The sequence below is a fragment of the Paenibacillus sp. J5C2022 genome, from assembly GCF_025567625.1.
GTDB lineage: Bacteria > Bacillota > Bacilli > Paenibacillales > Paenibacillaceae > Pristimantibacillus.
Genome location: NZ_JAOQJC010000068.1, coordinates 1 through 23,742 on the forward strand (window position 1 = coordinate 1; position 23,742 = coordinate 23,742).

A 23,742-nucleotide genomic window follows, 5' to 3' on the forward strand; every position below is an offset into this window, starting at 1 on the left:
TCTGGGGCCTTGCGTGATGCACTTTGTACGATTTTTCGTACAACTCCCGGCATCTGAGACCTCTTCTGCTACGAAAAGGACCTTATTATCCGCCTTGAGCGGAAAATAAGGTCCTATCGCCAAATTTATTTGGATTTAATGGCAGCCGGATCATATTCGAAAGACGGCTGACTGGCGCGGTAGTGTTATACGAAATATCGCACAAACTCGACACGTTCTACAGCTAACCTGCCACTTTTGTACGAAATATCGCACAAACTCAACATCTTCGCCAGCTAGCCCGCCAATTGCTACAGAGAGTAGAAGCCCTCCGTCCGCTTCGGACGGTCGATCCACTTGCCATTCGTGAAGTCGGGGAAGCTCACCGAAGCGCTGCCAAGCGCAATGGATTGCTCCGACAGCGTAGTAACGGCCATCCATGCCGCCATGTCGTATACATCGATTGGCGGCTCCGTGCCGTCCGCGATGGAATCGATATAACCGCGGAGAACGAGATAGTCCATGCCGCCATGGCCGCCGCGAACGCCTTCTTCCTGATACCACTTCCACACGGGATGATCATGCTTCTCCTTATAACCGTCGAAGCTTTCCCACTCGTGCTTCGGACTCTGTCCCTCGATATGAATCGAGTTGTTGTCCTCCATCCAGATCCCCTTCGTCCCCTGGACGCGTCCTCCTCTGGAGTATGGCCGCGGCAAGGAAGTATCATGCGTGAGCATAATCGTCTCGCCATGCGCGCACTTGATCATCGTCGTTACGATGTCGCCCAGCGCGAAGTCGGCTTTCGCCGCCGGATGTCCTTCCTCCAGATTGTCGGCCGCCCACAGCGGAATACCCCGTGACTTGGAAGCCATGGAAGTCAGGCTGACGAAGCGGTTGCCCCGGTTAATGTCCAGACATTTCGCCCAAGGCCCCAGGCCGTGAGTCGGATAGACGTCACCGTTGCGGTTCAAGTAATTGTGAATCCGATAGTGGCGCTGCTCAACTCCCATTGCCACTTCATCACGAAGATCATGCTCATATCCTCCCTGGCAATGAATCAGCTCGCCGAACAGGCCTTGGCGAACCATATTCAAGACGGCCATCTCCTCGCGCCCGTAGCAGCAATTCTCCAGCAGCATGCACGGGATGCCTGTCTCCTCCGATGTGCGGACCAGCTGCCAGCATTCCTCGATCGATGCCGCGCCGCCAACCTCGGAAGCGACCCGCTTGCCTGCCTTCATCGCTGCTACCGCGATCTCGGTATGCGATGTCCAGGAAGAAGTGACAAGCACTCCCGCTATATCTTCGCGAGCCAACAGCTCTTTATAATTTTTATAACAAGCAGGTTCCGGTTTCCCAGCTTTCTGAGCCTGTTCAACGGCCAGTCCCATACGATCATCGTGGTTGTCCGATACCGCTACAATTTCCACATCGTCCATTTCCAGCAGCAAGCCAAGCAGCCCCCTGCCACGGCCTCCCAGCCCGACAACGCCCAGCTTTACATTCGGTTTGCTTTGGTTACCCATTCGTACGCACTCCCTCGCTCATCTGAAATTCAGGTTATACATGTCATGGTGATCATGCTACAACGTTTGAGCAGGAATGTATTTGCTATTATCCGATATTAATTTGTGAATTATCGATATTTCAACTATGATGTCCTGTAGGGAATACTTCTTATTAAAAAAGGGCAAGGAAGCGATTACCCCCTTCACTTCGGCTTCTCTCTTATTGTGAATTACAGGCATGTACTAAAAAAACGGCTATACGCAAGGAGGTTGAAGATGACAAGCGACACTTCGTTCAGACATCCCAACATCAGACTTTACAACCCTGGCGAATTCTCTCCCAGTATTCATTGGTCCGAGCATCAATACGTTCCGCATAATTTCAATGGCGATGTTCGAAGGTTGTACGATTACGAGCTCATGTACGTCTATTCCGGCACGATGATTGTTGCATTCGAGGATATGTCGGAGCCCATCCGTTATGAAGCGGGCGATCTCCTCATCCTTGCTCCCGCATTGCGCCACAGCATACATCTTCACTCGCAATCGGATTCGCTTGTTCATCTGCTCGGCATTCACTTCGACTTGTACGACGAGCTAGACATAACGATTGACCGGGATATGGTCGTATCCGAAGAGGAGGTGCATTCCGAACGCTTCTGCTATTGGCCCGTCCATGAAGGAGAAGACAATCCGCCCGTATTCGCCAGGTGCTATCGCTCTATCCCTCCCGATATCGTACAGGCGATGGAAGAGATCGCCGATGAGTACAAGCTGAAGAAGCCGGGCCATCAAGTCGCCTGCCGAGGATACATGCTCATTATACTGACCGCTATCTCCAGACTTCAGCAGGACAACAAGCGCAATGCCGCTGCATTCTACCGCGATCAGCTGCTGACACTCGTTCATGAGATGCAGAATCAGATCCATCTGCCTTACCCGAATGCCACTTTGGCCGCACAGTTGAACGTGAGCGAGGACCATTTTATCCGCTTGTTCAAAATGACCTTCGCCCTGTCGCCTCAGCAATTTCTGCAGCATATCCGCCACCAAAAGGCCAAGCGCCTGCTGCGCGAGACGAAGCATTCCATTCAACAGATCGGTGAACAAGTGGGATACGAGGACATTCACAACTTCAGCCATATATTCAAAAAATGGCAAGGCGTCTCGCCTCGGGAATACCGCAATACACATAGCATTTTGTAACGAGCCGAAGGCCTCTTATTCGCATCACATAGAGGCCTTCCTATATTGGGTATAGACACGCACCTTTATCCACATTCCATCCACATCATCTGAATAAATATCCACATACCCACCCGACATATCCACATAATCACATGTTGTTATCCACAGAACCCCCATACATTCTTACATTGCCACGTGTTTTTCGCATATTCACAGCACAAAGGAGCAGCCCCGGGAAAATGTTCTCATGTCTCTTCCCAAGACTACTCCTGCATCCTTTTCCTGCCGATCATTCCTTTCCCGGGAGGGAGCGAAAGTTAAGCCAGCTTCGGAAATAACCCTCCCTTCAATGCATCGCCACTTGCCAGCCCCAATCCGTCGGTACAGGCATGGCCTGCTCCGCTGTACGTCGTGCCGTCCTCCATATAAACAATAGCAAGCGCTCTGCGAGGCCGGTCCGTCGCATTGGCATGGGCGTAATGGAAGGTCAGCCCGTCATGGAACGTGCAGCTTCCCGCCTTCATTCTGACAATAGCCGCGGAATTGCGGTCCACTTCCTTCGCTCCTTCGTCGGCGAACAGATCTTGCGGCTCCACGAGATCAATCATTTTCAAATTGCGGATGCGCTGCGACTTCGGCACGAACATCATGCAGCCGTTACGCTCGTCTACATCGTCCAGCGCGATCCATATCGACATGGCCCGCGCTTCGTTCATCGGCCAATAAGGCCAATCCTGATGCCACGCCGTCGGCTTGGAGTCTCCAGGCATCTTGAACAACGCATGATCGTGGAACAATCGCACGCCATTGTAACCGGAGAGCTGCCTCGCTGCATCGGCGAAGCGGCTCGACAAGACGAATCGGGCCATTCCGCCATGATCGCGCCACGTATTCACCCGCTGATTCAGCACCCGATAGTAGGCGCTGCCTTCGCTGGATGTCTGCATGGATCTGCCTCCGTCCGCTCCCATCACCTCACCGAGCGCCTCGCGCAGCTCCTCCAGTTCCTCCTGCGACAAGATGTTGTCCACTTGTACAAATCCATTGTCCCGATAGAATTGAATCTGCTCCTCCGTTACTTCTATTTCTCTACCCAGCATATGCGCTGCCTCCTTCATAAGCATAGTATCAATATAACTACTGCTACTGTACCGTGCTTCATGAATCCATTCTTGGAGGATGCGCTATTCAAGTAGGGTGATCCGCCAAATGCGAAATACCCCATTCTCATTCGTTTTCATGCTATCAGTGGCGATGAGTTGTCCACATAATTCGCACATGTTATTCACATTATCCACCACTTTATTCACAACACATCATCATTCATCCACAAATCAACAGAGGTTATGCACATTTTCACCCACACTTATCCACATCGCTCATTGATTCAATCCCTAATTCATGCCCAGCAGCCACGTATCCACACCTTCCTCATGTTCCCCTAAGCGCCATACACAGCACAAAAAAGCTCCAATCGGGTACCGAAGCACGCGATCGGAGCTTTCTTCCTTCTATCTTGATTAACCTTAACCTTCGTTCGAAATCGGCTCCAGAGGCTGCGCATTGCCGTAGACCTGCTTCTCCCGCTTCGTCGGAGCGGCCCACAGCGCCGCGTTGGAAATAACGCGTCTTACTTCCTCCTGGTAATAAGTCGGATAAGTCTCATGCCCCGGTCTGAAGTAGAAGATCTTGCCTTGGCCGCGATGGAAGCAGCAGCCGCTGCGGAACAGTTCTCCGCCCTGGAACCAACTGGCGAATACCAGATGATCCGGCTCCGGAATATCGAAGTGCTCGCCGTACATTTCTTCATGCTCAATTTCGAAGTATTCTCCGATGCCTTCCGCGATAGGATGGCCCGGCGACACGACCCAGATCCGCTCCTTCTCGCCCGCTTCCCGCCATTTCAGATCGCAAGTCGTGCCCATCAGCTTCTTGAATACTTTGGAGAAGTGGCCGGAGTGCAGGACGACAAGTCCCATGCCTTCCAGCACGCGCTTGCATACCCGCTCCACAATCTCGTCTTGTACTTCTCCATGGGCACAATGACCCCACCAGAGCAGCACATCCGTGCCCGCCAGCTTCTCCTCCGTCAAGCCGTGCTCAGGTTCGTCCAGCGTAGCATAGGATACGTTGAACCTGTCGTCGAAGCTGCCGCCGATCGCCATATGAAGGCCGTCCGGATATACTTCGCGAACCGCTTCTTGATTCTTCTCATGCCTGAATTCGTTCCACACCGTTACATTCAACTTATTTGTCATGCTTTTCATCTCCTGTATGGTTCGATATTTCTTATACTATACCAATAGCCAGGCGAAAAGCGAATGTCTCAGTTTGTCTCATTTATATTCGATTTTGTTGTCCGGTCTGCTACAAGCGAATCATCTGCATTAACCGGCTATAGAAACATGCGGGACGCGCCGACGAATGTATGATGCAGAGCATCCTCCAGCGCCTCCACGACGATGCCGTTCGTCTCCGTCTGCAAGCCCTGCTGAAGCCCTTCGCCGAATAGGTCCAGACTGCCGGCGATCTGCCCGCCAATGAGGAGCCGTTCCGCATCGAATTGCCGCATATAAGGAGCGAGGAAGTTGCCGAGTTCCCGGCCGAAGGAGCAGAACAGCTCGCATGCGCGCGCATCGCCTTCCCGAGCGAGCTCGGCATACTCCTTCACATCATACCCGTCCGCGGAATATCCCGCCTCCCGGAACAACGCAAGGATGCCGCGACGGGAGAAGCAATGATCGGCGATACCCTTTCCGTGCGGCAGGCCGAACAAATACCCGTCAGTTGGCACCGATGGCCCCTTCGTCACCAGCTTGCCGCGATCGATGAAGCAGGAGCCGATTCCTGTTCCCAGCGTAATCGCCGCCAAGCGTTCATCCGGAAACCGGACGGAAGCACCCAGTCCGAACAGGCGAGCGTCGTTTTGAAATATAACTCTGAACTGCCGGGCTGGATGAGCCCGATCAGAAGCATGCAGCCCTTCCAGCAGCCTCTCCCTCACATTGACGCCATACAGCGATTCGAACTTGTCCAGCCCACGAATCCAGCAAGTCCCCTCATCGTAATCGAACGGTCCAGGGAAAGCCAGGCCGACGCAGACCTCATCGGGCAAGCTTCGTTGCGACAGCTGCACATATTGTCGCAGCAAATCCGTTACAATCGCCGCCAATTGGCCGATAATGACCGCAGCCGGCTGCTTGCCATAGGAGGGATAATGCGTGAGTGTACGGCTCAGCACAGTTCCCCGCTCCACTACGCACGCCTTGACAGAGGTCCCTCCGACATCCATCGCCAGAACAAGCTTATCCGTCAAGCAAGCTCACATCCCAGGCGGAGGACACTCCCGCTTTCACAAGCTTGCACGGCGCATCCGTCATATTGACAATCTTGTAAGCTCCGAACACCGACGGTATAATGTAGGATTCCGCGTAATCCAGCTCCACGAATACCGATTCGTCCTTGCAGGAGACGATACGCACGCGTTCGCCTTCCACCAGATTGTACATGACGAACTCCCCGTTCGTGTTGGCATGCCACACCGTCTGCAGATGCACGCGATTGACATAGAACAGCAAGTCATCGCGCTCTCCGAGGCCATACTCCTCATTATCCCCTTGCCGCTCGACTAGCCTTGGCTCCGGAATCAGATTGTCTTTCACCCATTCCGTCGTCTTGTCGAAGTCAATGTTGCGGAAGCCGTGATCGACGTTAATCGGACGAGGCTTGCCGTCAAGATCCTTGCGCAGATAATCGTATATTTTGAAGGTGAACCACCACGTCGTGGATGAGATCTCCAGCACCAGATTGTCCTTGCCGGAACAATGCACCGTGCCCGGAGGAATCAGGAACAGATCGCCTTTCTTGGCATTCCATTCGTTGACATAATTCGTGAACGCCATTGGAACGCCGCTCTCCTGCGCTCCTTCCACAGCCTCAAGAAATTGCTCCTTCGTCGTTCCTTCCGTCATGCCCAGATAGACCTTGGCGTCATTTTTCAAATCCATAATATAGTACGATTCCTGCTGCGTCATGAACTCATTGAACGTCTCGCGCACATACTCCTGCTTCGGATGTACCTGACAGGACAGATTGTCCCCGTCCATCGTATCCAGGAAGTCGAAGCGTACGGGGAAGTAGTCTCCGAACAAGGAGACGGCGCGCGCTCCCATGATCGCCTCATACTCCAACGCCATGACGATCAGGAACGGAACCTCGATTCGATCCTCCCCGCATCCGATAAGGATGGAATTCTCCGGCGCAATCGGCTCGAAGCCCCATGCGCAGTTGACCCATTCCTTCGGCAGATCCGCCAGCTCCTTCAGATACTGGCCGCCCCATACGCCGGGTGCGAAGAATGGCTTGACGCGCAGAGGCGACAGTGCAATATCTTTAATCATCCTTTGCAAATGCTCGCCCGATACGATGACCGGATGCGACGGCTGGTTCATGTCGATATAATAGTGCATGCTCGGCCATAGCGCTTTGCGGTAATTTTCCAGAATCGGCCATTCTACGAAATAACAGATCTTGTACTTCTCCACCGCATCCTTGTTCCAGGTCATGCCGAAATTCAGCAACTGCTTCTTATGCTCAACCTGCTGGTACTCTCTCGAGACGTCTGCATACAGTACGAGCGCTTCCCGCCCGCCCGCCAGCCAATGCGCGCCGGGACCGAATAGCAGCTGAACCTCCGCCGCATCTCCTTCGTCCATTCGCTTCGCCGCTTCAGCTCTGGCGTTAACGCGGAAGTAATCGGCGATCGCCCCCTCGACGACGTAACCGAAGGCGCGATTATCGGTAATGTTGCCAGCGAATTGCTCTCGCAGCTGCTCGCCCGATAGCAGAAATCCCGCCGTGCTTTGAACGTTGACCTTGCGGCCTTCCCTCTCCATGAGGGCTACCGCCTGCCGCACAAGACTTTGAAACTCCGCTCCATGGGTACCGTCTATGACGATGCATGCCGGTGAATCGCTTTGCCCGTGAATATAATCCAGCATCTTTCTGCAGACGGCATCATATCCTTGCGCAAGCGGTGCAGCCGTGAATGTCTCTCTGCGAACGGGGTTTACTGGATATTTGTTGAACATATTCCGTCACTCCTTCTGCTGTATCCAGCCTGTCTTCCTCAATTATGATTTATCCAAAAGTCCCATCTGGAGCGCCTTCCATACCAATTGCGCGAATTGGCTGTTCGACCAGGCGAACCAGTCGCGAGTGAACCGGGTCGGATCATCCTTGTGGAATGCTTCATGCATATAACCCGTGCCGGCATCGGTCGCTTCCAGCAGATCGATCATCTGCAGCATTTCCTTGTCGTCGGCCGCAGTCAAGCCCTGCATAGAGTACGCTAACGGCCATACGTAATCCGGCGGCGTATGAGGGCTTCCTATGCCGCTTATCCGCTCTCCTTTATAGTAGTAAGGATTGTCCTCACTGAAAATAAATGCGCGCGTATTCGCATAAATCGGATCATCCGCCGCCGCGTAGCCGATATACGGAATAGACAGGAGGCTTGGCGTACCCGCGTCATCCATAAGCACATGATTGCCGAAGCCGTCCGTCTCGAAAGCGTATATGCGGCCATGCTTCGGATGATCGACAATACCATACAAGGCGATCGCGTGCTCAATCTCTTCTGCCATGGCTGCCATCACCGCTGCCAGCGACTCGTCCCGATACACGTCGCGCGCAACCTCTTGCATCTGGCGAAGCGTCACGACAGCGAGCATATTGGACGGGATGCTGAAGTGAAAGTCGCAGGCATCGTCGCTAGGCCGGAATCCGGACCAGATCATGCCCGTGTCATTAACCGGCATGCCTCGCCCCTGCCTTCTCAGCGTATCGATCATAATGCCGTTATGCCGCTGGAACCGGTACTGGGAGCGTTCAGCATGCTCCTGCTCGATCTGCCATACATTCAACATGCTTTTCAGAGCAGTCTTAAAGCTTTCATCGAATATGGTCGTCCGCTTCGTCTCCTTCCAGTAATGGTAGGCCAGCCGGAACGAGAAGCACATGGAATCCAATTCGAACTTGCGCTCCCACACCCAAGGAGACATCTCCGTCTCGTCCGATGCATTCCAGTGCCAGTCGTTCGCTGTCTCATTGAACGCATTGGCATAGGGATCGATGCCGATGTAGAACATATGGCGCTTGATTACCCCCTCCAGAATGCGCTGCAGCTGCTCGTCTTCCTTGGCGAACGGCACATAATGAATGACTTGCTCCGCGGAGTCTCTCAGCCACATAGCGGGAATATCTCCCGTCAGTACAAAGGTCGTTCCATCATCCAGCAGCTTCGTTGTCGTCTCCAGCGTATTCGGAAAGCAGTTCCGGAACAGCCGGCTCAGCTTCGGACGGTGGGCAAGGCGCCGCTCCGCCTCCGTGATCGCCTCTTCGACCGCTTGCGGCAACGACAAGCGGGGAATATCAATTTGCGGCAGTCGATGCTCTTTCATAGTAATCGCTACTCCTTTATCTGCTCCTGATTGTCAATCTCTACATACAATTCGGCTTTCAGACATTGATCCGCTCGTCCGCCTACTTCGATAACGAACAATCCGGGCTCCACAATCCATTGATAATTGGCTCCGACGAATTGAAGCTCTTCATTTGTTATCTCGAACGAGACAGGTACGGTTTCGCCAGGCTTCAAGTAAATTTTGCGGAACCCCTTCAGCTCCTGCGCTGGTCTGGCTACAGAGCTGTAGACGTCGCTCACGTATAATTGCACCACTTCGTGTCCAGCCCGCCCTCCCGTATTGCTGACTTCGACAGTGACAGTGCAGCTTTCTTCCGGGCTCATGCTCGACTTGCTCAGCTTAAGGCCGCTATAGCGGAATGTGGTGTAGCTTAAGCCATAGCCGAATGAATAACGCGGTGCCAAGTCCATCTCGACATAGCGCTTGCCCTTCGTCCGCTTGGCGGAATAGCTGATCGGAAGCTGGCCGACATGCTTCGGAATCGAGAGCGCAAGCCTCCCCGAAGGATTATAGTCCCCGAACAGCACATCGGCGATCGCATGCCCGCCTTGCTGACCGGGGTACCATGCTTCAACGACCGCATCGGCGTGCTCGTCCACCCATGGCTCGATAATCGGGCGGCCATTGATATAGACGACGATCAGCGTCTTGCCCAGTGCATGAAGCTCCTGCAGCAGCTCCAGCTGCACGCCCGACAGGCCAAGCTCGGCACGGTCGAATCCTTCTCCGCAATCCATATCGCTCAAGCCGGAACGATCCGTAATGACGGCGGCCCCTGTCTTCAGATCGATCGTTCCTTCTCCGAAGTCCCTCGCGCTGGAGCCGCCGACGACGGCAATGACGGTATCGGCTTCCTTCGCGCACTGCAGAGCATGTGCGAACCCCTCCTTCGACGGGTCCTTGATGCGGCAGCCCGGCGCGTACAGCACTTCGTTCGCTCCCGCTGCCCGCTGCCTGATACCATCCAGAGCGGTAACGATCCCCTCACGTCTCTGAGGCGATGTATAATCGCCAAGCTGATTATAGGCATTATCCGCGTTCGGCCCAATTACGGCAAGCTTGCCGGATGCCTCAGACAGCGGCAGCGCCTGCTTGTTCTTGAGCAGCACGATGCCTTCACGGGCCATCTCGCGAGCCAGACGGAGATGCTCCTCGCGGCCGATGACCTCTGCTGCGCGGCCGGGATCGACATATGGACGCTCGAACAGTCCCAATTCGAATTTTACGCGCAGCACCCGTATCACAGCCTCATCGATAGCATCCTCTGATAATTGTCCATCCTGTACAGCCTGCTCCAGATGCTTGCCGAAGCTGTCGCCAGACATCTCCATATCCACGCCTGCCAGCAGCGCCTGGGCGGCCGCTTCCTGCTCCGTCTCCGCCGTATGGTGGCCGCTATGCAGCATATTGATCGCGCCGCAATCCGTAATGACGAATCCGTCGAAGCCCCATTGCCCGCGCAGAACCGTCGTCAGCAATTCCCGATTGGACGTGCACGGCACCCCGTCAATTTCATTATAAGCCGTCATCAGCAACATCGCGCCCGCGCGTACCGCTTTCCGGAATGGCAGCAAGTCCTTCTCCATCAGCTCTCGTCTGCCTATATGCACAGGAGCCGCATTGCGTCCCCCTTCAGAAGCGCCATAACCGGCGAAGTGCTTCAGTGTCGCCATGATCGAGCTATCGGACTTAATGCCTTCCCCTTGCAGGCCTTGTACGGCAGCGACTCCCATCTCGCTAATCAGATAAGGGTCTTCGCCGAATGTCTCCTCTGTCCGCCCCCAGCGGGGATCGCGCACAACGTCCAGCACAGGCGAATACGTAGCCGCTCCCCCCTGAGCACGCGTCTCGACAGCGATGGTGCGGCATACCTCCCGGTAAAGCTCTGTATTCCAGCTGCTCGCCATGGCTAACGGGACGGGAAATACAGTGGCGCCGATCGCCATATGTCCGTGCGAGCATTCCTCTCCGAACAGAATGGGAATGCCTAGTCGCGTATGCTCTACCGCATATTGCTGAATCAAGTTGACCGCCTCGGCGCCTTCCCGCGGAGACAAGCCCGTCTCCAACGTTACGCCCGTCCAGGGGTCGGCGCGAAGCGCGCCGTACAATGAACCGACTCCCCCCTCACGCATAGAGGCAACGAACTGTTCCGTCAGACGAATATCGCCGTCGACCGACCGTTCGTATGCTTGCCAACCGAAGGGCTGTATCAATTGTCCGATCTTCTCCCGAAGCGTCATCCGATCCAGCAGATCGGCTGCCCGTTCTTTGACCGTACAGGATGCGTCCTTATACTTCATCGATCATACCTCCCTCCTGCGAGCCGCCTCACTTAACGGGCTCTCCATGCGAGAATGCCTGCGTTCATACTGCGGCAAGCTTCCAGCGCCGCTTGCGGGGTCGCCGCTCCGTCTCCCCATGCCACAAGGTAACGGAATTCGTAGAAGCCTCCCAATGTCGCTGCGAAGTTCGTCTCCCAATAGTTGTTCATGGCCCATGAATAGAGATGGGCCGGCTCCTCCTCCAATCTCTCGTCTCCGTTCAGCAAGCGGTAGCCGTGCTGAAGCGAACCGAGCTGAATGAGCGGCGTATCGGGCATCGCAATGGCCACGCCTGTCCCGTTCCCGACATAGGCTGCGCCTTCTCCGATGCAATAATAATCCGCGAGGCTGCCAGGCAGTTGATCCACACGCGGCCGGACGAGCGCATCCACCTTATCGATCCACAGCTCCGTGCCTTCTGTTGACTGTGGTCCGCCGAACGGGATGGAGATGTAGAGATTTTCCGGGTCCCATACACTATCCTTATGCATTCTAACCGCGACGTCTACGCGCGGCCGATCGGCATAAGCCGTGACAAGCAGGGAATAATGCGAGCAGCCGTTCACTTCATAGGTTAGCTGTACGGTTCCGTACACATCGCCTTGCGCGATCACCTCCGCGCCCGTCAGCACTCCAACCGATATATCCGCATCCGGACCTTTCCGATTGCGCCCCATCTTGCGGCGCACTTCATACATATCCTGCACTTTCGGCGCGCGGGTCACATCATAGATCGGCGTGAAAGCTTGATGCAAGCGGTCCTCCCTCAGCAATTGCTTGCCGTTCTTCTTATCGAACCAGGAAGTGATTCCTTCCCCCTTGCGCCAATCGATTCGCACATAAGGCGTATCGATATAAGTCGATGTCACCTTCCATGAATCCGTACCCTCCGGCTGCGGAACATCGATATCCATCATGCGGTCCGAACCTACGTAGTCATTGCGATACGCCGTATTCCTCCGGTCCGTCTTCACCGGCTTGATCGCAATCACCTTCTCCTCGCCGGCCTCCAGTCTGACAGGCACGCTGATCATAACGCCGCGCGGCGCGATTCTAAGCTGAGCCTCGTAGCTCTCGCCGCTTGCCTCGTCGCGTACCTCGAAGCCTTCCTTAATCAGATCGTGATGCCAGAATTCCATAATGAGATGGGCGCAGTCTTCTTGCGCATAGCCGTAAGGATTATGCAGCTTGAAGCGCATCGGCCGATCCGGCGCCAGCAACGCGTCTCCCCGCGCTTCCAGAATGTCGTACAAGGCGCGGTGCGCCAATGTGCTGGCATTCGCCGCGAACGCTTCCTTGCGCAGCCCCAATTCCTGTACGAACGGATTCCACGGCTCCGTCACCGAGGAGTGATAGCCCCATGTATGCTCCGCGAACAGCGTCAGCTCATATTCCATCTGCTTCATTCGGTCTTGCGATATGATCTCGCCATGCGGGTCCAGCCTTCTCACTTTCCGATAGACGCGCTGCGCTTCGCGGAATACCTGAACATGCTTCGGCGTAGAGCCTACGCCGTCCGTCCACCAATCCGGCCAATCTCCGCGATGAACGGGGATATCCTCGGGATGCCGCTCTGCGTGCTCCCTAACAACGGCGAAGAACTCGTCGAGCGTGACCGGCTGAATCCGGATGTCTTCGCCATGCTTTCCGTTCCATTCCTTGACGAAGTCCATCAGCTGCGCATTGGGCGATCCGTTGTCCGTCGGCAGTCCCGACAGCATGACCGGTGCGAACGGGAACGAATAACCATCCTCCTGCAGCCGCTTCACATACCGGGGGATGCGTACTTCCGCGATATCGAAGGTAACTCCTTGAGCGGTATCTATGACGAATTCATCCTTGATTGTGTAGGAGCCGCCAAGGCCCGGCATCAGACCCAGGTCGTTCCCGAACACATAGTGCTCCCCGTTCCACACGAGCAGCTTCTCGCCGCTTGGCAGCTCCCACCAGAACGGCTGCTGCTTCTTCCACAGCGGATACATGGAATGGTGCGTATGAATGCATGTGATCGCATTGCGAATGCCCGCGCTATGCAGCACATCGCCATACCCCCAGCCGAATCCCGTAATGTCGGCAGTCATCGCCGATTCCACAGGCACTCCGATCGATTCGCCGTAATCTCGGACGCGTGCAATCATCGACTCCAGCAGCTCCTTGCCGGTCAGCTCGCTCATATTCAGATACGTGCCCGACAAGCCGATATCCCCGCGCCGCACAGCCCCCGCGAACGCTTCCCGCTCCTGCTCCGTAGCGCGCTCCAGGAACGATTCAATCGGCCAGAACGTCTCGCATACCCAGCGGAACCCCTTCCACTCCGGCCTTCTCCCGGATTCGATCTCCTGGAAGATCGCAAGCGCTTGACGGATGAAGTCGACATGATACTGCTGAATCTTCTCTTGCCGCTCCGTGTAGCCGACATCGGTATGGGAATGATGGATGGCGTAGAGCGTCCATGGTTTTTTCACTTGTGTCATCATAGTCTCTCCTTCTGATTGGTATATCTGCTATTCCTTCACTCCGCCCAATACCATACCCGATACGAAGTACTTTTGAAGGAACGGGTAAAAGGCAAGGATGGGCAGTGAGCCTACAAATATTTGCGCCGCCTTCACAGTCCGGTCGGATACGGTAGCCAGATTCGCCAGCTGCTCCGCGGACATATTGGTCAGACTGGCTTGCACGATAACCGTCTGCAGATAGCTCGAAAGCGGATAATTATGCTGGGAGTTCATCAGAACCAGCCCGTCGAACCAGGAATTCCAGTGCCCGACAATCGTAAATAGTCCGATTGTGGCAATGGACGGCATCGACAACGGCACATAGATGCGCCATAACGTCTTCCAATAGCCGGCGCCGTCTACGAATGCCGCCTCCTCAAGCTCCCTCGGCAAGCCTCTGAAAAAATTCAACAGCAAAATGACGTTGAAGACGGGCACCGCCCCCGGAATAATCAGCGCCCATAATGAGTCGAGCAGCCCTGTTGACCGGATCGTCATATACCACGGAATCAGACCGCCGTTGAACAAGATAGTGAACACGAAAAACCACGCATAACCTGTTCTGAATTTCAGATCCCTGTTGCTCTTGGACAACGGATAAGCGATCAGAATAGACAGCGTCATGCTGACCGCGGTGCCAATCAAGACGCGCTGTATCGTCACCCATAACGAGAGCAGGAACTCACTCTTGGACAGCACGAATTCATACGATTTGAATGTCAGCTCCTTGGGCCATAGCTTCACGATGCCCGCACTGGCGGCTACATTGGAGCTGAGCGAGACGGCCAAAATATGAATTAGAGGCACAAGGCAGAGCAGGGCCAGCGTAATGAGAAACGCATAGTTGAACAGATGGAACAATCTCGTTCCCATCGACTTCCCTTGTATCATAGCTTCCTCCCCCTCTCCCCTTAGAAAATCCGATAGTCTGCCACTTTATAAGCAAGCCAGTACGATACCGAGACGAGCATAAAAGAGATGAACGATTTGAACAAGCCCAGCGCAGTAGCGGCACCGTATTGCATATCGATCAATCCGACCCGATAAATTAGCGTGTCTACGATATCCCCGCTTTCATAGACTAACGGGCTATATAAATTAAATACTTGGTCGAACCCCGCATTTAATACATTTCCAAGACTTAATGTCGCCATCAGCACAATGACCGGCATCATGCCGGGTATCGTAATATGCCATGTCTGCTTCCACCGATTGGCGCCGTCAATGACCGCCGCTTCATATAAGCTGGGATTGATCGTCGTCAGGGCGGCCAAATAGACGATGGTGCTGAAGCCGAACTCCTTCCAGATTTCCGATAAAATAAGCGTGAACGGGAACCAGTCGTTGTCGCCGAGGAAGAAGATAGGCTCAATCGAGAACAAGTCCAGGAACTGATTCACAAGCCCTGTTGAAGGCGAAAGAATGTCGATCAGCACGCCTCCCAAAATGACCCACGACAGGAAATGGGGCAGGTAGATGAGCGTTTGCACCCATCGCTTCACGAATCGCTTGCCCACTTCATTCAGCAGAATGGCGATCGTAATAGGGACAACAAGGCCGAAGCCGATTTTCATAACCGCGATAAAGACGGTATTCCAGAGCACTTGATAGAAATCAGGCATATTGAACAAATATTCAAAATTTTTCATGCTCACCCACTTGGAATGCAGCAGGCCTTTCGTCGGAATATACTTTTGGAAAGCCATGATGATGCCAAGCATCGGAATGTAGCTATAGATGAACACAATGACAATGCCCGGTATGAGCATCAAATGTAGCGGAAGCTGCTTACCAACGGCTTTTCTCAACAAGATGTCCACTTCCTTATCCAGCTTTTGGAATGGAGAAGGGGCAAGCTGATGTTGTCCTCTCGCCCCTGCTCTCCGTTCTTATTTTTGCGATGCGTTCCACTCATTGACTTCTTGCGTAATTTGATCGCCGCCAAGCTTCTTCCAGTCCTCTACGAACTTGTCGAATTGATCCAGCGGAAGCGCACCGTATATAATTTTCGTGAACGTTTCCGTCTCCATCTTGTCCAGCGTCGCTCGCTTCTCGCCCATCGTATCGGTCGGCGCCCCGCCGTAGCCTTCCGCTATGACCTTGCCTTCGTCCGTCAGCTGCTGGAGTACGACCATTGCGCCTTCCGGACCGCTCTGGTACGTTTCCCCATAGAAGTTGAGATCGCCGCCGTCACGGTAAGCCAACACTTTGTCATACGTTGATTTCTCCTCCGGGTTCAGTCCCGCCGGATCGCCCTTCTCGAGAGCCGCCGCTACGTTCTCCGCGCGCTTCAAATCCTTGTCCGGCGCGAACAAATCGATCAGCGAGTATTTGGCTGTGGAGATGCCTTCTCCATCCACGCCATACTTCAAGTAATCCGCCGTCTCGCCGTACAGCTTCTCCAAGAACAGATTCGCCATCTTAACAGCCACTTCCGGATGATCGATATCCTTCTTCACCACATAATAGAACGATGCGCCGAACGGCATCTGCACTGTGGCATTGCCGCCATCAGCCGCAGGGATGGGATAAGGACGCCACTCCGCCTCATTGTTCTTCTTCTTATTGTCCTGAATCGGCCATTGCGAAGCCCAGCTCGGACCGAACAGCAGGCCTACGCGATCGCTGACGATCGATTCCGCCACCTTCGAACCGTCCTTCACGCCGAACTCCTTGTCTAACTGCCCCTTCTGATACAATTCGGCCAATACGCCAAGCGCGGTCTTCACTTCCGGCTGAATGCTGCCGTAGGTCAGATTGCCGGAATCGTCCTTCTTCCAGATGCGAGGATGTGCGCCATAAGCGTTGAAGAACCCGTTCAATGACGGATAGCCGTTAATAATCTCCTTGCTCAGCGCGATACCGAACGTATCCGGCTGCCCGTTGCCGTCCGGATCTCCTGTCGTGAACGCCTCCGATAGCTGCAGCACTTCTTCCCATGTCGTCGGTTCAGGCAGATTCATCGCACTCAGCCAATCGGTACGCACCCACAGCACCGGCGTCTGAGCTCCGATCATCGGCTCCGTCTTGGGAATCGCATACAGCTTTCCGTCGAACGTAGCGGATTGCAGCGCCATCTTGTCCTTCTGGAATACGTCCTTGACCGCCGGCGAAGCATACTTCTCGAATGCTTCCGTCAGGTCTTCCACCATGTCCGCCTCGACCAGCTGCTTCAGCTGCGAAGAATTAACCATCAGAATATCCGGTATCTCGCCGGATGCAATGGACAGATTCAGCTTCTGGAAGTACTGCGCATCCGTCCCCTTCACGATCCAGTCATAGCTGAGATTGATCCCCATCTCTTTATAGAGCGATTCCCATGCGTTATCCGATTCCGACTGACCGTCCGGATAGACGACATCCTGTGTAATGAAGCGCGCAGCCGTTACATCGATCGGCGGATCGTATTTGCCCAGCGGCTCAATTGCCGCAGACTCATTGCCCGCGCCATTGCCGCCGTTGCCCTCGGCTTGCTTATTGTTCGCTTCCCCGCACGCAGTCAGTGTAAGCGAAAGCGCAAGAACACTTGCCAGAATGAAACTAAAATGTCTTCTCCCCTTCATCGTGAACACTCCGTTTCAAGTAGTTTGTCTGTGCTACGCTTTCATTATAGAAGCTGCCGCAAAGACGAACTAGTTTCCGTTCATGACTTTTGTATCTTTTATTTACCCTTTTCTATCCCGCTTCAATTCCCGGTATTCCTGAGGGGTAAGATGCGTTGCTTTCTTGAAAAACCGGTGAAAGTACTGCGGTGACAAAAAGCCCAATTCCTTGGCGATCTCATGCACCTTATAGCGGTCCCGCTCCAGCATGTGCTTCGACTTGTCCAGTCTCAGCTCGTTGATATAAGCCGACAGCCCTTGCCCTGTCAGCTTCTTATACAATCTGGACAAATAAGATGGGTTGTGTCCGACCACCTCGCCGATTCGCGTCAACGACAGATCGCCCGCTAGATGGCTCGTAATATATTGCTGGATCTTCGTAATCAGCTCATGCTCTTGTACGTTCATGCCTTCTTTCTTCCAGCCGAATATTCGCCATGCGAACTGCGTGAACTCCTCGCAAACTTCCTGCCACGACTCATACCTCTCCAATTGCGTATAGCGCCCCAGCTCTTCCTGACCCGCAGCCCCGCTCAAGGAGTGCTTCAGGCCATGCGGCATATAGACGGAGACAAGCAGGTAATAAAGCTCCAATTGCACACTGCTGGGGAAAGGCCCCGTGAAGCTGGCAAATGCCAGAAGCTCCTCCAACGTCGAGAAAAACTCATCCTCCTGGCCGTTCTCCAAGCAGGACTTCAAATACTCGACTTTGTTGAAATGGACGGTCGTCAGCCTCGTCTCCTCGTTATAGTTGTTGTCCAGCTCGCCTGGCCCCGGTTCCAGCAAGATGAGCTCGCGCCCCATCCCCAGTCCGCTATGATAGAGCAGATTCAGCCACTCCACCTTCCTCGCTACTTTGTCCCATGCGACGAATTCGGACGCCAGCGCGAGCGATATCGGCAGCTTCAAGAGCGCAGCGGAATTCCGCTGGATTTCCTCCAGCATTTCCCGCACGAATATGCCGGCTCGCTTGTACGTATCCTCTGTAGGCTCAGCTTCCATCGGCTGTATGAACCATACCATCTTGTTTTTCTCGAAATGGATGGACAGTACTTTCGTTAATGGCGATAACAATTCACGCGTCATATTATCAAGCGCGAACTGAATAAGCGTTCGATCCGTCAGGCTCTGCAAGCGGCCCCAATCGTCTATTCTCGCAATCATAAGCAGGCAAGGACCTTCGGCGTCCAAATCAATTCCGAGTTCGGCGAACTTCAGACCGATCGCGCCAATAGATTCGTCGCTATGCAGCAATTCACTCATATATTGCTTCTGAAGATGGGGCAGCGCCATCAGCTTCTGCTGCTTGGCCTGAAGCAGCAAGGAATCGGTGAGATGCTCTTTCTCCAATTCTTTCACCGCAGCGGTCACGCTATCCACGATTTTGGCGTTGCCCTCCGTTTTCAATATATAATCCACACTACCTTGGCGGATTGCCTGCTGAATATAGGAAAAATCACTGTAGCCGGTCAAGAAGATCACCTTGCACCTCGGCCATTGCTTGATAATCTCTCCATGCAGCTCCAGACCGCTCATTCCCGGCATTCGAATATCTGACAGCACAATATCAATTCTAGTGCGATACAACCAGCTTAGCGCCTCATCAGACGTTGAGGCCGGACAGACGTCAAGCTCCGGGTCCTTCAGCCTGCTGAACAGCTCGACCAGACCATTCAGGATCAACGGTTCATCATCAACGATTAACAATCGATACATTTATTCTCCTCCTCCGTCGTGACGGGTATTCTCATTGCTACGCCCAGACCGTTCCATTGATTGCGGTAGACATCAACGCCTGCGGAAGGTCCGAATTTGATTTGCAGTCTCCGGTGCACATTGATCATCCCCGTCGTCTCCATTTCGTTGACATCCTTGTACAGCTGCTCCCTTAGCTTATATAGCTCGTCCGTCGTCAATGCCGAACCGTTATCTTCGACGCGAATGTACAGCATGCCGTCCTTCGTCTCGTTCGTCATATGCAGCTTGCCCGACGACACCTTGGATTCCAGCCCGTGCTGATAGGCGTTTTCGATAATAGGCTGCACAATCAATCGGGGTACGTACAGCGCTTCATATTGCTGCGGGATCGCTTGGAATTGCACATCGATTCGTGGACCGAAGCGCATCGTCTGGATGTTCACATAGGCTTCGGCATGCTTGATCTCTTGCCCCAGCGGCAGCTCCGACTTCGCATCCCTTGTTATATATTGAAAGTAGTTCCCCAAGTAATGCACGAACTTCCGCGCATTGGCGATATCCTCGAATTCAATTAGCTGATGCAGAATAAAAAAGCTGTTGTACAAAAAGTGGGGATTGATCTGCGACTGCAGCTGCTTCAATTCCGACTGCTGCCTGCGAATCTGCTGTTCGTACACTTCCTGAATCAACGCTTGCAGCTGACCCACCATCTTATTGAACTGATCGGACAAGTCCCTGAACTCATCATTGCTCGATTGCGTGATCCGCACGGAGAGCTGACCCTGCTCCACCTTGCGGAAAGCCTTCAGCATCTTGCGAAGCGGTGTCCGTATCGCTTTAAATATCCAATAAGAAAACATGACAATGACGATCATGGACAAAATAAACAGCAGCCAGAACCATCTGTCGAACTTCTCGAAATCGCTCATAATATAGCTTTCCGGCGTGTAAATCGCGAGCGTCATGTCGTAGTAGAGTGATTTCTGCATCGATACCAGATAACGATTGTCCGAAATCGTGAATACGACTGAATTCGCGGTGCTGGTTCCTTCTTCTTCCAGCATCGTCATAATGTCATTTTCGGCCTGATTCAAGGCATGATTGGAAATCGTCTTCTTGAACCCGTTAAAATAGAGCACGGCTCCGCCTTGCTCCACGGCGTTCCGCAAGTCATGCAAAATCATCTTCCGATCGATCTCCACCTCGATGAGAAAAACAGGGGAACGTTCTGTAAGAGCGCTATCCGGATAATACGAAGCAAGCATCAGCTTCTCGTCCCACCAAAACAGGGGAGATTCTTGCTTCTGCATGACCGCGCGCATCGCATTCATATCTTCAAGTGATACCCCTTCCTTGTAATTCCCCGACTTGATGCCTTTATCAATTAGCGGAATATGAATCGTGACGTCAGCGATATACGAGCTGGAATCCTGCAGCAGCGTCAGCTTCCGTTCCATACGCAGAATCGCTTCTCTCAGCTCATTCTCGGACAAGGCAGGCGCCACCGTAGCCAATGTCATCAGATCCTCGTCAATGACAAGTGATTCCTTGAATTTCTCGATTTTGTTCAACTCATCTGCAAGCGAGGACAAGTAGAACTTGACATTGGACTGCATGGATTGCAGTATTTGTTCCCGCAAGCTGTTCGCGACTCCCTGGTTCAGCAATATGCCGAGCAAATAGACGGGAAGGATTGCAATAAGAAAGCCGATCAGCAGCTTCGGATAAATCGTAAACCTATTCCTATTTAATTTCATTGGCATCCCCCATACGATGACGTCTAGCTTAGTATGTATTATAAACAGGACGGGGCAAAAGAAAAAAGCCCCGTATGCAGCGAGGTGTATCCCCCCCCCGTCATACGAAGCTCATATTGTGCACAAATAGGCCCTTGAAGATTTTAGTTGTCCGCCCGCTACAAGCGAATCATCTGCTCCCGCCTCGGCCCTATAGATATCGTCGCTACTCGGACTCCAATGGACTCCTCTACGAATGCGACATAGCGTTTGGCCGCTTCAGGCAGCTCGTCGTATGTTGCGACGTTCGAAATATCGCATTTCCACCCCGGAAACTTCTTCAACACAGGCCGTGCTGCCATCAGCTTGGAGGTAACGGGAAAGGACGTCGTTACGCTTCCATCAGCCAGCTCATAGCCTACGCATACCGGGATTTCATCCCAATAGCCAAGCACATCGAGATTGGTTAATGCCGCTTCCGTCGCACCTTGCAGCATACAGCCGTATCGGGTTGCTACGGCGTCGAACCAGCCCACCCGGCGAGGCCGCCCCGTATTGACACCGTATTCTCCGGCATCCCCTCCTCTTCTCCTCAGCTCTTCCCCGTCTTCATCGTGCAGCTCCGTCACGAACGGCCCCGCTCCGACGCAACTGGAATAAGCCTTAACGACAGCTACGACTCTGCTAATGGCTTGCAGAGGAATGCCGGCTCCTACCGGGGCGTAACCAGCAAGTGTGGAAGTCGAGGTCGTGAAGGGATAGATGCCGTGATCGGGATCGCGCAGCGCCCCAAGCTGAGCCTCCAGGACGACCGCTTCTTCCCGGCGGCAGGCCGTCTGAAGCAGGGCAGTTGTATCGCCAAGGTAAGGCGCAAGACGCTTCGCTTGCTCGTGCAAGGGAATCACAAGCTCATTCAGAGAGAGGCGCGAGCGTCTATACAGCGTCTCCAGCAACGCATTTTTGCTTTCCAGCAGCAATGCAACCCTCTTCCTTAATCTCTCCATATCCAGCATATCTCCGATCGGGATGCCGAGCTTAGCCGCCTTGTCGGAATAGAACGGCGCAATCCCTTGACGCGTAGATCCGAAGCTTAATTGCCCCAATCGTTCTTCCTCAAGCTCATCCAGCAAGCGATGGAGCGGCAGGACAACACAGGCTCTCTCCGACACCATCAGCTTCGGCGCCGGCACGCCTCGATCCGCAAGCATCTGGAGTTCATTCAGCAAGACATCCATATCGAGCGCAACCCCCGGACCAATCACATTCGTTACGTTGGGATGAAATACGCCGGAAGGCAGCGTGCGCAGCGCGAACTTGCCATATCCATTCACAATCGTATGCCCCGCATTGCTGCCCCCTTGGTATCTGACCACATAAGCGGCATGCTCTGCCCACGCATCCGTCATCTTCCCCTTGCCTTCGTCTCCCCAGTTCGCCCCTGCAATGATCGTTACTGTCATCCAATCGCCTCCACAGCTTGTTATCGTCTTCCGACCCCATTATACTGGAGAGACATTCCATCAATAAAATGGATATTTGTTATATCTCCTATAAAGAGAGGTTATATCTTATGGACGTGAGCATGGAGTGGTACCGCGTGTTTTACTGGACGGCCAAAACCGGCAGTCTGTCCCGAGCTGCGCAGCATCTGCACATCTCCCAGCCTGCCGTAAGCCATACGTTGAAACAATTGGAAGAGGAACTGGGCGGAGCGCTGTTCTTCCGGACAGCCCGGGGCGTAAAGCTCACAGCGGCAGGCGAAGCGCTCCTGCCTTATGTCACGCAAGCGATCAACTTCTTAGCCTTGGGCGAGAAGACAATTGCGGAGCAGCATCAGCTTCAGCACGGAGAGATCCATATCGGAGCAAGCGACACGTTATGCAAGCATTATCTCCTCCCCTATTTGAAGGAATACCATGCCCAGCATCCCGATATACGTATTCATATAACGAATCGGACGACCCCCGAGACCTTGCGGCTGCTTCAGGAGGGCGCCATCGACTTCGGCATCGTCAGCTTGTCCGCCGCAGACACGGCCCCCCGGGGAATTCAGCTTCGAGGAAGCGTCCCGATACAAGACTGTCTCGTAGCAGGGACCCGCTTCCGCCATCTGGCCGCCGAACCTCTATCTCCCGAGCAGCTTCTGCAGTGGCCTCTGCTTACGCTGGAGAGCGGGTCGGGCACTCGCCGATATATTGACCGCTATGCTGATGACAATGGCATCGCGCTGTCGCCCGAATTCGAACTGGGCAGCATCGATCTGCTGCTTCAATTCGCGCAGAGCGGCTTCGGGCTTGCATTCGTCATCCGCGACTTTGTGCAGGATGAATTGGAATCGGGCATGCTGGTAGAGATTCCGCTGAAGGCACCTATCCCTCCGCGTCACATCGGCATTGCATTGAACGACGGTGTTCCCTTATCCGCGGCTTCCCAAGCATTTCTTGCTTTGCTTGCTTTGCTGCCGTAACTGGACTGTGAACGCCATTCCCAACCGTTGGCTCGGTCCGCAAGGAATCCGGAAATTGTGCAGTCATTATGGAATAATACTCGTATCATACGCTCTTGGCTTCTTTCTAGCTAAATTCACCCTGCTTATGATAGGGTTCAGCTTAATTATTGGTTACTACTTAGCTACTAAGCAAGTAGGGGCTAATCGCTCAATATGGTCACATAGAATCGGAAAAATAGAGAAAAGTCTGCGCTATCGCTCATTTTGCTCAC

16 protein-coding genes are annotated in these 23,742 nt (G+C 53.7%); 2 read left to right on the plus strand and 14 right to left on the minus strand.

Annotated elements, in window-relative coordinates:
• Positions 1-290: 290 nt before the first annotated feature.
• Positions 291-1,508 (minus strand): Gfo/Idh/MocA family protein, encoded by a 1,218-nt coding sequence (locus M6D81_RS30220; RefSeq protein ID WP_262681253.1) that lies wholly within the window; start codon positions 1,506-1,508, stop codon positions 291-293.
• Between the two features lie 258 nt (positions 1,509-1,766).
• Here M6D81_RS30220 and M6D81_RS30225 point away from each other — a divergent pair, with 258 nt between their 5' ends.
• Positions 1,767-2,696 carry an AraC family transcriptional regulator gene (locus M6D81_RS30225; RefSeq protein ID WP_262681254.1) on the plus strand — a complete coding sequence of 310 codons (930 nt, stop codon included), beginning with the start codon at positions 1,767-1,769 and terminating at the stop codon, positions 2,694-2,696.
• Positions 2,697-2,995: 299 nt separating this feature from the next.
• On the opposite strand, the gene M6D81_RS30230 is transcribed toward M6D81_RS30225, so the two are convergent.
• The 13 genes from M6D81_RS30230 to M6D81_RS30290 form a co-directional block, all read right to left on the minus strand.
• Complete coding sequence (locus M6D81_RS30230) at positions 2,996-3,778, minus strand: phytanoyl-CoA dioxygenase family protein (protein WP_262681256.1); 783 nt, start codon at positions 3,776-3,778, stop codon at positions 2,996-2,998.
• A gap of 426 nt (positions 3,779-4,204) precedes the next feature.
• Positions 4,205-4,936: a ThuA domain-containing protein gene (locus M6D81_RS30235; protein ID WP_262681257.1), complete on the minus strand. Its 732-nt coding sequence runs from the start codon at positions 4,934-4,936 to the stop codon at positions 4,205-4,207.
• 137 nt (positions 4,937-5,073) lie between these two features.
• Entirely contained in the window at positions 5,074-5,994 is a 921-nt protein-coding gene (locus M6D81_RS30240) for an ROK family protein (protein WP_262681259.1), read from the minus strand.
• Positions 5,984-7,768, minus strand: a complete 1,785-nt coding sequence (locus tag M6D81_RS30245) for a class I mannose-6-phosphate isomerase (protein ID WP_262681260.1) — start codon at positions 7,766-7,768, stop codon at positions 5,984-5,986. Before M6D81_RS30245 ends, M6D81_RS30240 begins: the two co-directional genes overlap by 11 nt.
• 42 nt (positions 7,769-7,810) lie before the next feature.
• A complete protein-coding gene (locus M6D81_RS30250; RefSeq protein ID WP_262681261.1) occupies positions 7,811-9,139 on the minus strand; it encodes a glycoside hydrolase family 125 protein in 1,329 nt (442 codons plus the stop codon).
• An 8-nt stretch (positions 9,140-9,147) separates the two neighbouring features.
• Positions 9,148-11,466 carry a glycoside hydrolase family 3 N-terminal domain-containing protein gene (locus tag M6D81_RS30255; RefSeq protein ID WP_262681262.1) on the minus strand — a complete coding sequence of 773 codons (2,319 nt, stop codon included), beginning with the start codon at positions 11,464-11,466 and terminating at the stop codon, positions 9,148-9,150.
• Positions 11,467-11,498: 32 nt separating this feature from the next.
• Positions 11,499-13,964, minus strand: coding sequence for a glycoside hydrolase family 38 N-terminal domain-containing protein (locus M6D81_RS30260; protein WP_262681263.1), 2,466 nt, complete (start codon positions 13,962-13,964; stop codon positions 11,499-11,501).
• A gap of 27 nt (positions 13,965-13,991) precedes the next feature.
• Entirely contained in the window at positions 13,992-14,876 is an 885-nt protein-coding gene (locus M6D81_RS30265) for a carbohydrate ABC transporter permease (RefSeq protein WP_262681264.1), read from the minus strand.
• A gap of 20 nt (positions 14,877-14,896) precedes the next feature.
• Positions 14,897-15,754: an ABC transporter permease gene (locus M6D81_RS30270; protein ID WP_262681271.1), complete on the minus strand. Its 858-nt coding sequence runs from the start codon at positions 15,752-15,754 to the stop codon at positions 14,897-14,899.
• Between the two features lie 120 nt (positions 15,755-15,874).
• On the minus strand, positions 15,875-17,548 hold the full coding sequence (locus M6D81_RS30275) for an extracellular solute-binding protein (RefSeq protein ID WP_262681265.1): 1,674 nt from the start codon (positions 17,546-17,548) through the stop codon (positions 15,875-15,877).
• Positions 17,549-17,650: 102 nt separating this feature from the next.
• Complete coding sequence (locus tag M6D81_RS30280; RefSeq protein WP_262681266.1) at positions 17,651-19,303, minus strand: response regulator transcription factor; 1,653 nt, start codon at positions 19,301-19,303, stop codon at positions 17,651-17,653.
• Positions 19,288-21,042, minus strand: coding sequence for a sensor histidine kinase (locus M6D81_RS30285; protein WP_262681267.1), 1,755 nt, complete (start codon positions 21,040-21,042; stop codon positions 19,288-19,290). Before M6D81_RS30285 ends, M6D81_RS30280 begins: the two co-directional genes overlap by 16 nt.
• Before the next feature lie 158 nt (positions 21,043-21,200).
• Positions 21,201-22,481, minus strand: coding sequence for an adenylosuccinate synthase (locus M6D81_RS30290; RefSeq protein ID WP_262681268.1), 1,281 nt, complete (start codon positions 22,479-22,481; stop codon positions 21,201-21,203).
• A gap of 110 nt (positions 22,482-22,591) precedes the next feature.
• Here M6D81_RS30290 and M6D81_RS30295 point away from each other — a divergent pair, with 110 nt between their 5' ends.
• Positions 22,592-23,488, plus strand: coding sequence for a LysR family transcriptional regulator (locus M6D81_RS30295; protein WP_262681269.1), 897 nt, complete (start codon positions 22,592-22,594; stop codon positions 23,486-23,488).
• Positions 23,489-23,742: the final 254 nt, after the last annotated feature.